The organism is Mycolicibacterium sediminis, from assembly GCF_010731735.1.
GTDB classification, from domain to species: Bacteria; Actinomycetota; Actinomycetes; order Mycobacteriales; family Mycobacteriaceae; genus Mycobacterium; species Mycobacterium sediminis.
Genome location: NZ_AP022588.1, coordinates 2535943 through 2549104 on the forward strand (window position 1 = coordinate 2535943; position 13162 = coordinate 2549104).

The following is a 13162-nucleotide window of genomic DNA, read 5'->3' on the forward strand; positions in this document are numbered from 1 at the left end:
GCGCCGGGGCATTTTCGCGTTCGGCGAGCGTCGGTGACGCTTCAATGGTTCAATAAAATACCTTTGAAAGTGCTGGGAACCGGCTGAACGCCGGGCGCCGAACGAACCGAACGAGGGAGTCCCCGATGGCAGCCAGCGGACGGCGCAGCGCCGCCGAACACGTGGAGAGCGACGAGTACCTGAACCGCCGCCAGCTGAAAACCGGCAGCGCCGGTTGGCTGCTCCTGGCGGGCCTCGGCGTCAGCTACGTCATCTCCGGGGACTACTCGGGCTGGAACTTCGGGCTCGAGCAGGGCGGCTTCGGCGGCCTCGCCATCGCCGCCGTCCTGATCGCCGGGATGTACCTCGCGCTGGTGCTGGGCATGGCCGAACTCTCCTCGGCCCTGCCCGCCGCGGGCGGCGGCTACACGTTCGCCCGACGCGCACTCGGCCCCTGGGGCGGATTCGCTACGGGCACGGCCATTCTCATCGAGTACGCGATCGCACCCGCCGCCATCGCGACGTTCATCGGCGCGTACGTCGAGTCCCTCGGCCTGTTCGGGATCACCAACGGGTGGTGGATCTACCTGGCCGCCTACGCCCTGTTCATCGGCATCCACCTGTCCGGTGTCGGCGAGGCGCTGAAGGTGATGTTCGTGATCACCGCGATCGCGCTGGTGGGCCTGCTGGTGTTCGCGATCGCCGCGATCGGGCAGTTCGACCTGGCCAACCTCACCAACATCGCCGTGAGCGAGACTGCGACGGGCGCATCGGAGTTCCTCCCCAACGGGTACTTCGGCATCTGGGCCGCCATCCCGTTCGCCATCTGGTTCTTCCTCGCGATCGAGGGGGTGCCGCTGGCCGCCGAGGAGGCCGCCGACCCCAAGCGCAACGTGCCCCGCGGCATCATCGCCGCGATGGCCGTCCTGCTGGTCACCTGCGTGACGGTCCTGGTCCTCACCACCGGAGCCGGTGGTGCGCAGGAGATGTCGGCGTCCGGCAACCCCCTGGTGGAGGCGCTCGGCGACGGCACCGCGGCCACGGTGGTCAACTACATCGGCCTGGCCGGCCTCATCGCGAGCTTCTTCTCGATCATCTACGCCTACTCGCGGCAACTGTTCGCGCTGTCCCGGGCGGGCTACCTGCCCAAGGCGCTGTCGGTGACCAACAAGCGCAAGGCCCCGACGCTGGCGCTGGTCGTGCCCGGCGTCATCGGCTTCCTGCTGTCGCTGACCGGTCAGGGCGACCTGCTGCTCAACATGGCGGTGTTCGGCGCCGCACTGAGCTACGTGCTGATGATGATCAGCCACATCGTGCTGCGCCGCCGCGAGCCCGACATGCCGCGGCCCTACCGCACCCCGGGCGGGGCGGTGACCACCGGCTTCGCGCTCGTCGTCGCCGCGCTCGCCGTCATCGCCACCTTCCTGGTGAACCCCGTCGCCGCCGGCTGGTGCCTGGCCGTGTTCGCCGCGTTCATGGTGTACTTCGCCGTGTACAGCAGGCACAAGCTGGTGGCCAACTCGCCCGACGAGGAGTTCGCGATGCTCGCGGCCGCCGAGAACGACGTGAAGTGACCTTCCGCCAACACCTTTCGGGCGTCACATACGAGTTCGACGGTCTCGTCGAGCTGATGGCCAAGGCCACCCCGCTGCGCTCGGGCGACCAGCTCGCCGGCTGCGCGGCCGAGCACGACGCCGAGCGTGCCGCGGCGGCGTGGGTGCTCGCGGACCTGCCGCTGACGACGTTCCTCGAGGACCTGGTGGTGCCGTACGAGACCGACGAGGTCACCCGGCTGATCATCGACGGCCACGACCGCGAGGCGTTCGCGCCGATCCGCTCGCTCACGGTGGGCGGGCTGCGGGACTGGCTGATGGACGCCGCCTCCCGCGACGACGGGGCGGACCGCATCGCCGGGATCTCCCGCGGCGTGACGCCGGAGATGGCGGCCGCCGTCTCCAAGATCATGCGCAACCAGGACCTCATCGCGGTCGGCGCGGCCACGCACGTGTCCGCGGCCTTCCGGACCACGGTGGGCGCCCCCGGCACCCTGGCGACGCGGCTGCAGCCCAACCACCCGACCGACGACCCCCGCGGCATCGCCGCCGCGGTCCTCGACGGACTGCTGCTCGGCTGCGGGGATGCCGTCATCGGCATCAACCCCGCCACCGACTCTCCGCACGCGACCGCCGACCTGCTGCACCTGCTCGACTCGATCCGGGCGCGCTACGACATCCCGGCCCAGTCCTGCGTGCTGTCCCACATCACCACCACCATCGGGCTCATCGAGGACGGCGTGCCCGTCGACCTCGTCTTCCAGTCGATCGCAGGCACCCAGGGCGCGAACTCCGCGTTCGGGGTCGACATGGCGCTGCTGCGGGAGGGCAACGCCGCCGCCCGATCGCTGCACCGCGGCACCGTCGGCGACAACGTCATGTACCTCGAGACCGGGCAGGGCTCGGCACTGAGTTCGGGGACGCACCTCGGCACCGGCGGCAAGCCGGTCGACCAGCAGACGCTGGAGACCCGCGCCTACGCCGTGGCGAGGGAGCTCGAACCGCTGCTGGTCAACACCGTCGTCGGGTTCATCGGCCCGGAGTACCTGTACGACGGCAGGCAGATCATCCGCGCCGGCCTCGAGGACCACTTCTGCGGCAAGCTGCTCGGCCTGCCGATGGGCGTCGACGTCTGCTACACGAACCACGCGGAGGCCGACCAGAACGACATGGACACGCTGCTGACCCTGCTGGGCGCCGCCGGCGTCGCATTCGTCATCACCGTCCCCGGTGCCGACGACGTCATGCTCGGGTATCAGAGCCTGTCGTTCCACGACGTGCTGGTGGCGCGACAAACGCTCGGGCTGCGGCCCGCGCCGGAGTTCGAGGCGTGGCTGCGCACCGTCGGGATGGTTGACGACGCGGGCCGGCTGACGCCGTTCGACGTCAGCAGCTCACCGCTGCGGTCCCTGACGGCGGCTCAGCCGTGACGACCGCCAAACCGCCTGCGGAACAGCAGTTCTGGGACGAGCTGCGCAAGACCACCCAGGCCAGGATCGGGTTGGGCCGCGCGGGCAACGCGCTGCCCAGCCGCGAGGTCCTCGCACTCGCCGCCGCCCACGCCGCGGCCCGTGACGCCGTCCACGTCCCGCTCGACGTGGCCGGCCTCGCCGCCGAGGTCGCCGACGTCGGCATCGGCGGGCCGGTGGTGATCACCAGCCGCGCGACCTCGCGCGAGGAGTACCTGCGCCGCCCCGACCTCGGCAGGCTCCCGGCCGAGGTGACGGACCTACCCGAGACGCCCGCGGACGTCGGGTTCGTCCTCGCCGACGGTTTGTCGCCCACGGCGTTGCGCACCCACGGCGCCGCGCTGTTGGCCGCACTCGTCGCGCGCCTCGGCGATCGGCACGAGCTGGCGCCGCCGGTGATCGCGACGCAGGCCCGCGTCGGCCTCGGCGACCACGTCGCCGCTGCCGCCGGGTACCGCACCGTCCTGGTGATCATCGGGGAACGGCCCGGCCTTTCCGTCGCCGACAGCCTCGGCATCTACCTGACCCACCTGCCCCGGGTCGGCAGGCCGGACGCCGACCGGAACTGCGTCTCCAACATCCACCCGCCGGGGGGACTCGACTACGACGAGGCCGCGCGGATCGCCGCGAGCCTGGTCGCCGGGGCGATCGCCCTCGGGCGTTCGGGCGTCGACCTGAAGGACACGTCGCGCGGTGTCGCACTCGATGGGCACGGCTCGCCTCGGGAGGTGGGCTCGCCCGGTACGTTGTGGCCTACCGACTGAGCGGAGGAGCGGCCACCATGGGCGAGTTCGTCATGGCGATCGACCAGGGCACCACCAGCACCCGGGCGATGATCTTCGACCACGCCGGCCGCGAAGTGGGCCGCCACCAACTCGAGCACGAGCAGATCCTGCCCAAAGCCGGTTGGGTCGAACACAACCCGGTCGAGATCTGGGAGCGCACCACGTCGGTGCTGCAGTCTGCGCTGATCGAGACCAAGCTGTCGTCGTCGGACCTCGTCGCGCTCGGCATCACCAACCAGCGCGAGACGGCACTGGTGTGGAACCGCAAGACGGGCAGGCCGTACTACAACGCCATCGTCTGGCAGGACACCCGCACCGACCGGATCGCCTCGGCGCTCGACCGCGACGGCCGCGGCGACGTGATCCGGCAGAAGGCGGGGCTGCCGCCGGCGACGTACTTCTCCGCAGGCAAGGTCCAGTGGATCCTGGAGAACGTCGACGGCGTCCGCGAGGACGCCGAGCGCGGCGACGCCATCTTCGGCACCTGCGACACGTGGGTGCTGTGGAACCTGACCGGCGGCCCGCGCGGGGGAGTGCACGTCACCGACGTCACCAACGCCAGCCGCACGATGCTGATGAACCTCGAGACCCTCGACTGGGACGACGAACTGCTGTCGTTCTTCGACATCCCGCGCCAGATGCTGCCGACCATCGCCTCGTCGTCCTCACCCGAGCCGTACGGCACGACGGTGGCGGGCAGCCCGCTGCAGAACGAGGTGCCACTGACCGGCATCCTCGGCGACCAGCAGGCCGCGATGGTCGGGCAGGTGTGTCTCGCGGCGGGCGAGGCCAAGAACACCTACGGCACAGGCAACTTCCTGCTGCTCAACACCGGTGAGAAGATCGTCCGCTCCGAACACGGTCTGCTGACCACCGTCTGTTACCGGTTCGGTGACGCGAAACCCGTGTACGCACTGGAGGGTTCGATCGCGGTGACGGGATCCGCCGTGCAGTGGTTGCGCGACCAGCTCGGCGTCATCAGCGGCGCCTCGCAGAGCGAATCGCTGGCCCGCCAGGTGGAGGACAACGGCGGTGTCTACTTCGTACCCGCCTTCTCCGGACTGTTCGCGCCGTACTGGCGCAGCGACGCCCGCGGCGCGATCGTCGGCCTGTCCCGCTACAACACCAACGCCCATCTGGCCCGCGCGACGCTGGAGTCGATCTGCTACCAGAGCCGCGACGTCGTGGATGCGATGGAGGCCGACTCGGGCGTGCACCTCGAGGTGCTCAAGGTCGACGGCGGCATCACCGCCAACGACCTGTGCATGCAGATCCAGGCCGACGTGCTGGGCGTCGACGTCGTGAAGCCCGTCGTCGCCGAGACGACGGCGCTCGGCGCGGCGTACGCCGCCGGGCTCGCCGTCGGCTTCTGGTCGGACCCCGAGGAACTGCGCGACAACTGGCAGGAAGACAAGCGCTGGACGCCGACGTGGAGCGAGGACCAGCGCGCCGACGGCTACCGCGGGTGGACCAAGGCCGTGCAGCGCACGCTCGACTGGGTCGACGTCGACTGATGCGCACCCTTCGGGTCATCGGCATCGGCCCCGGCGACCCCCGCCAGGTCACGGTGCAGGCCATCGAGGCCATGAACGGCGTGGACGCGTTCCTGGTGCTCGACAAGTCGTCGGATCGAAAGAACCCAGCGGTGAAGCAGTCGCTGGTCGGCATACGGCGGGAGATCGTCGACCACTACGTCGAGGGCGGCGCGGCGCGGTTCGTCGAGGTCGACGATCCGCCGCGCGATCGCGACCCAGCCGACTACGAGGCCGAGGTACGCCGCTGGCACCTCGCTCGCGCCGAACGGATCGAGCGGGCGCTGCTCGACGAGACCGGCGACGACGGCGTCGCCGGCATCCTGGTGTGGGGCGACCCGGCCCTCTACGACAGCACGCTGCGCATCGTCGACGACATCCGCGCGCGCGGCATCCTCGACCTCGCCGTCGAGGTGATCCCCGGCGTCACCAGTGCGTCCGCGCTGACCGCCGCGCACCGCATCCTCGCCAACCGCATCGGCGAACCCATCCACGTCACCACCGGCCGCCGCCTGCCGGACACGCCGCCCGGCGCCGACTCCAACCAGATCGTCATGCTCGACGCCGACTGCACGTTCCGCCGCACCGCCGCCCCCACCGACCAGATCTGGTGGGGCGCATACCTCGGCACGCCCGACGAGATCCTGATCGCCGGCACGGTCGGCGAGGTCGGCGACGAGATCGCCCGGGTGCGCGAGGAGGCCCGCGCGCGGATCGGCTGGATCATGGACATCTACCTGGTGCGGACCGCGGACAGCGCGTGAGCGGGGCGCTGCTGATCGGCGGCACCACGTCCGACGCCGGCAAGAGCGTCGTCGTCGCGGGGCTGTGCCGCTCGCTGGCGCGCCGTGGAATGTCGGTGGCGCCGTTCAAGGCGCAGAACATGTCCAACAACTCCGTCGTCACGATCGACGGCGGTGAGATCGGCCGCGCGCAGGCCATGCAGGCGCTGGCATGCGGCTTGGAACCTGACACCCGGTTCAACCCCGTCCTGCTCAAGCCGGGCGGCGACGGACGGTCGCAGGTCGTGGTCCGGGGCCGGGCCGACGGGTACGTGGGCGCGAAGGACTATCACGTGCGCCGCGCCGCGCTGGCGGGCATCGTCGCCGACGAACTGCGCAGTCTCCGAGCGAGTTTCGACGTGGTCGTCTGCGAGGGGGCGGGCTCGGTGGCCGAGACCAACCTGCGCGCGTCGGACATCGCGAACATGGGCCTCGCCGCGGCCGCCGACCTGCCGGTCCTCGTCGTCGGCGACATCGACCGCGGCGGCGTGATCGCGCACATGGTCGGCACGCTGGCGGTCCTCGGCCCCGACGACCAACGCCGGGTAGCCGGCTTCGTGATCAACAAGTTCCGCGGCGACCGGGGCATCCTGGCTCCGGGCGTCGACGACGTCGAACGGTGGACCGGGCGGCCCGTGCTCGGCGTGCTGCCCTACACCGAGGGGCTATGGCTGGACGCCGAGGACTCGCTGGCCTCGCCGATCGGCCGGGTGGTCGGCGTGCCGACGCCCGCGATCGGCACCCAGCGGCTGTCGGTCGCCGTGATCCGGCTGCCCCGCATCTCGAATTCCACCGACGTCGAGGCCCTGGCCTGCGAGCCCGGCGTCGACGTCCGCTGGGTCGACGACATCGCGAGTGTCCGCACCGCCGACCTGGTGGTGCTGCCCGGCACCAAGGCGACGGTGAGCGACCTGGCGTGGCTGCGGACCCGCGGGCTGGCCGACGCGCTCACCGAGCGGGCCGCCGCGAAGGGGCCGATCCTGGGCATCTGCGGCGGATACCAGATGCTGGGCCGCTCGATCGACGACGACGTCGAGTCCGGCGCGGGCACGGTGCCGGGCCTCGGGCTGCTGGCGCTGCACGTGCGGTTCGCCGCAGACAAGACGCTACGACGGTGCGCGGGAACCGCACTCGGTCATCGCGTGACCGGCTACGAGATCCACCACGGCCGGGCCGTGGCATCCGACGACCCGGCCTGGGTCACCGACGACGAGACCGGCCCCGAGGGCAGCGTGCGGGGCAGCGTCCGCGGGACGCACTGGCACGGCATGCTCGGTAACGACGCGCTGCGCGCCGGGTTGCTCGCCGAGGTCGCCGCCGCCACCGGACGAACCGGATTCACTGCTGGGCGAACGGATTTCGAAGCCGCCCGGTCGGCGCAGATCGATCTGCTCGCCGATGTCCTCGACGAATGGCTGGACATGGCCGCCGTCGACGCGCTGATCGCCGGTGGAGTGCCGACCGACCTGCCGACGATGGCGCCGCTAGGTTTCGTCTGACGCTGCCGCGGCGTCGACGAAGCGACGCACCGAGTCGGGCTGACCCGCGGGGTGCGTGTGCAGGTACGCGGCGTGCACCCGTCCGTGCACCGCACCGTCGCGGACCACCCGGTCGCCGACGCTGAACGCCCACGCAGGCTCGTAGTCCTGGGCGAAGTCGACTGCAGTGCGGTGGAATTCGTGCCCCGAGGCGCGACCACCCACCTCGTGCATCGACGAGTCGGCGACGGCCACCGCGTCGCGATACCCCAGCACCAGGCGTTCGGTGAAGTGCGCCCGGCCGGCCAGCACGCCGCACATCGGATGCCCGTCGAGTTCGTCGACCAGGTACGTGAGTCCGGCGCACTCGGCGTGGACGGGTCGCACGCCCGCGGCGGCGAGGTCGCGGATGCCGCGCCTCGCGGCCACGTTGGCGGACAACTCCGCCGGGTACTGCTCCGGGAAGCCGCCCGGCAGCACCACCCCGGCGGTGTCATCGGGCAACCCGTCGGTCAGCGGATCGAACTCGACGACGGCGGCACCCGCTGCCTCGAGCAGCTCCCGGTGCTCGGCGTAGCTGAAGTTGAACGCCCGGCCCGCGGCCAGCGCGACCACCGGACGGCCGACGGTCGGGCCACCGACCTCGTCGGCGGGGTTCCACGGCGCGACGGTCACGTGCGAGCGGGCCAGCGAGGCGACCGCGCCGACGTCGACGTGGCGGGCCACCAACTCGGTCATCGCGTCCACCGCGGAGTCGGCGCTCGCGCCGTGCTCGACGGCGGTGATCAGGCCGAGGTGCCGCGACGGCACGGCGAGCGTCTCGTCACGCGGGATGGCGCCCAGGACCGGCATCCCGATCTGCTCGCACGCCTGGCGCAGTACACCTTCGTGGCGCGGCGAGCCGACACGGTTGAGGATCACGCCGCCGATTCGGATCGCCGTGTCGAACGTCGAGAAGCCGTGCAGCAGCGCGGCGATGCTCTGGCTCTGCCCCCGCGCGTCCACGACCAGCACCACCGGTGCGCCCAGAAGGCCTGCGACATGGGCGGTGGACCCGATCGCCGGGGCCTGGCGGTGCGGGTCGATTCGGCCGTCGAACAGGCCCATGACGCCCTCGACGACCGCGATGTCGGAATCGGCGCTGCCGTGCCGGTAGAGCGGGCCGATCCGCGGCTCGCCGACCAGCACCGGGTCGAGGTTGCGCCCGGGCCTGCCCGCCGCGAGACCGTGGTAGCCGGGGTCGATGAAGTCGGGTCCGACCTTGAACGGCGCGACCCGGTGACCTGCGCGGCGGAGGGCACCGATCAGACCCGTCGCGACGGTGGTCTTGCCGCTGCCGGAGGACGGCGCGGCGATCACCACGGCGGGGGTGCTGGTCACGAGGTGAAGTCTGCCAGAGTTGCGTTTTGACCTGCGCGGACGGCCCCGGGTAAGCTCCCACGTTGGCGTGCAGCACCCCGGGACCTCGGGTCACCGCCGGTCGCCGAGACCGTCCCCGCTGCACACACGCCAGACCGGCCCCCGGTATCCGCCGGGATCGAAACCCGAGTGAGAACTCGACTAAGAAGGGTAAGCGCTGTGCCTACGTACACGCCGAAGGCAGGTGACACCACCCACGAGTGGTACGTCATCGATGCCAAGGACGTGGTGCTCGGCCGGCTCGCCGTCGAAGCAGCCAAGCTGCTCCGCGGCAAGCACAAGCCGACGTTCACGCCGAATGTCGACGGTGGCGACTTCGTCATCATCATCAACGCCGAGAAGATCGCGATCGGCGGCGACAAGCTCACCAAGAAGTTCGCCTACAGCCACTCGGGTTACCCCGGCGGTCTGCGCAAGCGCACCATCGGCGAGCTGCTGATCAAGCACCCCACCCGCGTCGTCGAGAACGCGATCATCGGGATGCTCCCGCACAACAAGCTGAGCCGCCAGGTTCAGAAGAAGCTCAAGGTGTACGCGGGTCCGAACCACCCGCACGCCGCGCAGCAGCCGATTCCGTTCGAGATCAAGCAGGTGGCCCAGTGACTGAAGTGACCGACACCGAGGTGACGGAAGCCCCGGAGCCCACCGAGGCGCCCGAGGTGACCGAGACCGTCGCCGCCGAGACGACCGAGGCGACCGAGACCGAGGCGACCGAGGAGCCGGCTCCCCGCGAGCCCATCTACATCGACCGCCCGATCCAGACCGTCGGCCGCCGCAAGGAGGCCGTGGTCCGCGTGCGCCTGGTGCCCGGCACCGGCCAGTTCCACCTGGACGGCCGCAGCCTCGAGGCGTACTTCCCGAACAAGGTGCACCAGCAGCTCATCAAGGCGCCGCTGGTGCTCGTCGACCGGGTCGAATCGGTCGACATCTTCGCCCACCTCGATGGTGGTGGCCCCTCCGGCCAGGCCGGCGCCCTGCGTCTGGCCATCGCGCGTGCACTGATCATCGTGCAGCCCGAGGATCGTCCGGCGCTCAAGAAGGCCGGCTTCCTCACGCGTGACCCCCGCGCCATCGAGCGCAAGAAGTACGGTCTGAAGAAGGCCCGCAAGGCGCCTCAGTACAGCAAGCGCTGATCTGCGGATCGACGTTCGTCCCCCGAGCAGTGTGTCGCAGGCCCCTCGTGGCTCTGCGGCACACTGCTCGCGGTGTTTCTCCGGCCTTCTTCCAGGAGCGAGATAGAACATGGGTCGTCTGTTCGGTACCGATGGCGTGCGCGGCGTCGCCAATCAGGACCTGACCGCGGAGTTGGCGCTGGCGATCGCGTCGGCCGCGGCAAGGCTCGGGACGACGAGCCGCTCCCGTCGCATCGCCGTCGTCGGCCGCGATCCCCGCGCCAGCGGTGAGATGCTCGAGGCCGCCGTGATCGCCGGCCTCACCAGCGAGGGCGTCGACGCGTTGCGCGTCGGGGTGCTGCCGACGCCGGCCGTGGCCCACCTGACGCACGCCTACGACGCCGAGTTCGGCGTGATGATCTCCGCCTCGCACAACCCGATGCCGGACAACGGCATCAAGATCTTCGGCCGCGGCGGGCAGAAGCTCGACGACGCCGCCGAGGACCGCATCGAGGACCTCGTCCGCACCGGGCCCGGCAGCCGGCCCCTCGGCGCGGGCATCGGTCGCGTGCTCGACGCGCGCGACGCCCTCGACCGGTACCTCTGCCACGCCGCCACGGCCGTCACCACACCCGCCGACGGACTCACCGTCGTCGTCGACTGCGCGCACGGCGCCGCGTCGATCGCCGCACCGCTGGCCTACCGGGCCGCGGGTGCCACCGTCATCGCCATCAACGCCGAGCCCACCGGCTACAACATCAACGACGCCTGCGGATCCACCCACCTCGACGTCCTCCAGCGCGCGGTCCTCGAACACGGCGCGGACCTCGGCCTCGCACACGACGGCGACGCCGATCGGTGCCTCGCCGTCGACTCGGCGGGCAACGTCGTCGACGGCGACGCGATCATGGTCGTGATCGCCCTCGCCATGCACGAGGCCGGCCAACTGGTCTCCGACACGCTGGTCGCCACCGTCATGAGCAACCTCGGCCTGCACCTCGCGATGCGCGAGGCGGGCATCGCGGTCCGCGTCACCGGCGTCGGTGACCGCTACGTGCTCGAGGAGTTGCGCAACGGCGGGTACGCGCTCGGCGGCGAGCAGTCCGGCCACATCGTGATCCCCAGCTTCGGCACCACCGGCGACGGCATCGTGACCGGCCTGCGGCTGATGTCGCGGATCGCGCAGACCGGGATCCCGCTGACCGAACTCGCGCAGCCCATGCGGACGCTGCCGCAGGTGCTCATCAACGTCGCCGTCGCCGACAAGGCCACCGTCGCCGACGCGCCGTCGGTCCGAACCGCCGTCGCCGACGCGGAGGCCGAACTGGGCGACACGGGCCGGATCCTGTTGCGGCCGTCCGGCACCGAGCAGGTGGTCCGCGTGATGGTCGAAGCCGCCGACGAGGACACCGCACGACTCCTCGCGGCCAGGGTCGCAGAGCAGGTCAGCGCCCAGGGCTGATCCGACGGAACCGATCGGGCCGCCGCTGCGTCAAACCCCTACATGGGACAACTCGATGCTGCCCGGGTCGACGTCGCAGTGCTGCGCGACGTGGCCCGCGGCTACGACGCCGTCGCCGAGGCCGTGACCGGAGCCCGGTCGCACCTCGCCGGCCTGACCTTCGACGGAGCCGTCGCGGGGCGGTCACACTCGGCGCGGGGTGACGCGCTGCGCCGGGCGATCGACGGGATCGACGCCACGATGCGGCGCTGGGCCGAGACCGCCGCCGAGACCGCGACGGCACTGCGGACGTCGGCGGACGACTACGTGCGCACCGACGACGACGCAGCGCGCAGGCTGGTGTGACGGTGGCGGACGTGGCGGCGCGACTCGCGCAGGGATTCCCCGCGGTGGAGAACACCACCGCCTACGTGTCGGCGTGCCGCTCGCTCGGATTCACGGGAGTGACCGACGACGCGTTGCGCGAGCAGTACGGCACCGAGGACGGCCTCGATCTCGTTGCGCTGCAATCGGACTCCGATGCGTTGACCCGGGCGGCCGCGGCGGCCGACGACGCGGCACGGCTCCAGGCGTCGCTGACGGCGCGGCTGGCGGGGGCCTGGTCGGGGACGGGCGGCACGTCGGCGCACGACGTCCTGCTCCGGCAGGCGGCGGCGGCGGACGCGACCAGCGGCGCCCTGCACGACGCAGCGGCGGCCACGTCGACGCTGCGGGACAGCCTGTGGGCGGCGGTCGACGCCAAGGTCGACGCCGTGCTCGACGTCGACGACCGGCCCGCGGCCGAGCGCGGTGAATGGCTCGACGCGGCCCGCACCGTGACGTCCGGTGGTGGTGACCTCGCCGCGGCCAGCGAACTGGTCGACCAGCGGGTGAAGCCGTTCGTGGACAACGACATCGGCGCGGAGTTGCTGACCGAGATGCGCGCGTCGTTCGACCGGGTGACGTCGGCCTTCGACGAGGCGATCGCCCGTCTCGAGGGATGTCCCTCGGTGCCCTTCGACCCGCCCGCGGGTGGCACCGTTCCGGCGGCCGCGACGGCTGCGGCTCCAGCGCCCGCACCTGCCGTGCCACCGATGGATCCCGTTGCGCCCGTTGCGCCCGTCGCGCCGCCGGTCCCAGCTCCGGCCGCGCTCGGTGGCATGGGAGAGGGCGGCATGCCGTCGCTCGGGTCGGGGATGACGGGACTCTCCGGTCTGTCCGGGTTCGGTCAGCAGCTCGCGGATCTGATCGGCGGGTTCACCGGCGGTGGACTGCAAGACGACCCGGGATTAGGCCTCGGGGAGGAGTTCGACGACCAGTTCGATGACGAGGAGCCGGATCTCGACGAGGAGGACGAGCCCGAGGACGAACCCGCCGAGGAGCTCGAGCCCGTGGACGAACCCGCCGAGGACCCAGTCGCCGAGGACCCACCCGCCGCAGAGCCGCCCGTCGATGAGCCACCCGCCGAGGTCCTGCCGCCACCGCCCGCCGTGACGGAACCACCGCCACCGCCGCCTCCGTTACCGCCCGCGGTGCCCGAGGCGTTGCCCGCGGAGAAGACGGCATGCGAGATCGCGGCCGAGGAACTACCCAGCGTCGGCGAATGAGCACG

The 13162-nt window shown here is 71.3% G+C and carries 12 protein-coding genes; 11 read left to right on the forward strand and 1 reads right to left on the reverse strand.

Translation table 11 applies throughout. The annotated features are described in order from the left end of the window. Window positions 1–125: 125 nt before the first annotated feature. Genes eat through G6N64_RS12195 form a run of 6 tightly spaced genes read left to right on the forward strand, consistent with a single transcriptional unit; the run spans window position 126 to window position 7599 of the window. Complete coding sequence (eat, locus tag G6N64_RS12170) at window positions 126–1553, forward strand: ethanolamine permease (RefSeq protein ID WP_163797229.1); 1428 nt, start codon at window positions 126–128, stop codon at window positions 1551–1553. Continuing rightward, entirely contained in the window at window positions 1550–2962 is a 1413-nt protein-coding gene (locus G6N64_RS12175) for an ethanolamine ammonia-lyase subunit EutB (RefSeq protein WP_163797230.1), read from the forward strand. The genes eat and G6N64_RS12175 overlap by 4 nt, the downstream gene beginning before the upstream one ends. Further along, window positions 2959–3765: an ethanolamine ammonia-lyase subunit EutC gene (gene eutC, locus G6N64_RS12180; RefSeq protein WP_163797231.1), complete on the forward strand. Its 807-nt coding sequence runs from the start codon at window positions 2959–2961 to the stop codon at window positions 3763–3765. The genes G6N64_RS12175 and eutC overlap by 4 nt, the downstream gene beginning before the upstream one ends. 17 nt (window positions 3766–3782) lie before the next feature. Next, the gene (gene glpK, locus G6N64_RS12185) at window positions 3783–5300 is read left to right on the forward strand and encodes a glycerol kinase GlpK (protein WP_163797233.1); all 1518 of its coding nucleotides are present in this window, start codon (window positions 3783–3785) and stop codon (window positions 5298–5300) included. Continuing rightward, window positions 5300–6082: a precorrin-6A synthase (deacetylating) gene (gene cobF / locus G6N64_RS12190; protein WP_163797234.1), complete on the forward strand. Its 783-nt coding sequence runs from the start codon at window positions 5300–5302 to the stop codon at window positions 6080–6082. Before glpK ends, cobF begins: the two co-directional genes overlap by 1 nt. Beyond that, a complete protein-coding gene (locus G6N64_RS12195; protein WP_163797235.1) occupies window positions 6079–7599 on the forward strand; it encodes a cobyric acid synthase in 1521 nt (506 codons plus the stop codon). Before cobF ends, G6N64_RS12195 begins: the two co-directional genes overlap by 4 nt. On the opposite strand, the gene G6N64_RS12200 is transcribed toward G6N64_RS12195, so the two are convergent. Continuing rightward, window positions 7585–8958 (reverse strand): cobyrinic acid a,c-diamide synthase CobB, encoded by a 1374-nt coding sequence (locus G6N64_RS12200; protein ID WP_246231124.1) that lies wholly within the window; start codon window positions 8956–8958, stop codon window positions 7585–7587. The genes G6N64_RS12195 and G6N64_RS12200 overlap by 15 nt on opposite strands. Before the next feature lie 198 nt (window positions 8959–9156). Here G6N64_RS12200 and rplM point away from each other — a divergent pair, with 198 nt between their 5' ends. The 5 genes from rplM (at window position 9157) to G6N64_RS12225 (ending at window position 13157) form a co-directional block, all read left to right on the forward strand. Continuing rightward, on the forward strand, window positions 9157–9600 hold the full coding sequence (rplM, locus tag G6N64_RS12205; RefSeq protein ID WP_163797236.1) for a 50S ribosomal protein L13: 444 nt from the start codon (window positions 9157–9159) through the stop codon (window positions 9598–9600). Window positions 9601–9656: 56 nt separating this feature from the next. Then, window positions 9657–10130, forward strand: a complete 474-nt coding sequence (gene rpsI / locus G6N64_RS12210; protein WP_163801676.1) for a 30S ribosomal protein S9 — start codon at window positions 9657–9659, stop codon at window positions 10128–10130. Between the two features lie 109 nt (window positions 10131–10239). Then, the gene (glmM, locus tag G6N64_RS12215) at window positions 10240–11571 is read left to right on the forward strand and encodes a phosphoglucosamine mutase (RefSeq protein ID WP_163797239.1); all 1332 of its coding nucleotides are present in this window, start codon (window positions 10240–10242) and stop codon (window positions 11569–11571) included. A 42-nt stretch (window positions 11572–11613) separates the two neighbouring features. Continuing rightward, the gene (locus G6N64_RS12220; protein WP_163797241.1) at window positions 11614–11916 is read left to right on the forward strand and encodes a type VII secretion target; all 303 of its coding nucleotides are present in this window, start codon (window positions 11614–11616) and stop codon (window positions 11914–11916) included. An 11-nt stretch (window positions 11917–11927) separates the two neighbouring features. Then, on the forward strand, window positions 11928–13157 hold the full coding sequence (locus G6N64_RS12225; protein ID WP_163797243.1) for a hypothetical protein: 1230 nt from the start codon (window positions 11928–11930) through the stop codon (window positions 13155–13157). Window positions 13158–13162: the final 5 nt, after the last annotated feature.

Coding starts and splice junctions, on each gene's coding strand:
- eat (WP_163797229.1), top strand. CDS start 126: ATGGCAGCCAGCGGACGGCGCAGCGCCGCCGAACACGTGGAGAGCGAC.
- glpK (WP_163797233.1), top strand. CDS start 3,783: ATGGGCGAGTTCGTCATGGCGATCGACCAGGGCACCACCAGCACCCGG.
- cobF (WP_163797234.1), top strand. CDS start 5,300: ATGCGCACCCTTCGGGTCATCGGCATCGGCCCCGGCGACCCCCGCCAG.
- glmM (WP_163797239.1), top strand. CDS start 10,240: ATGGGTCGTCTGTTCGGTACCGATGGCGTGCGCGGCGTCGCCAATCAG.
- G6N64_RS12220 (WP_163797241.1), top strand. CDS start 11,614: ATGGGACAACTCGATGCTGCCCGGGTCGACGTCGCAGTGCTGCGCGAC.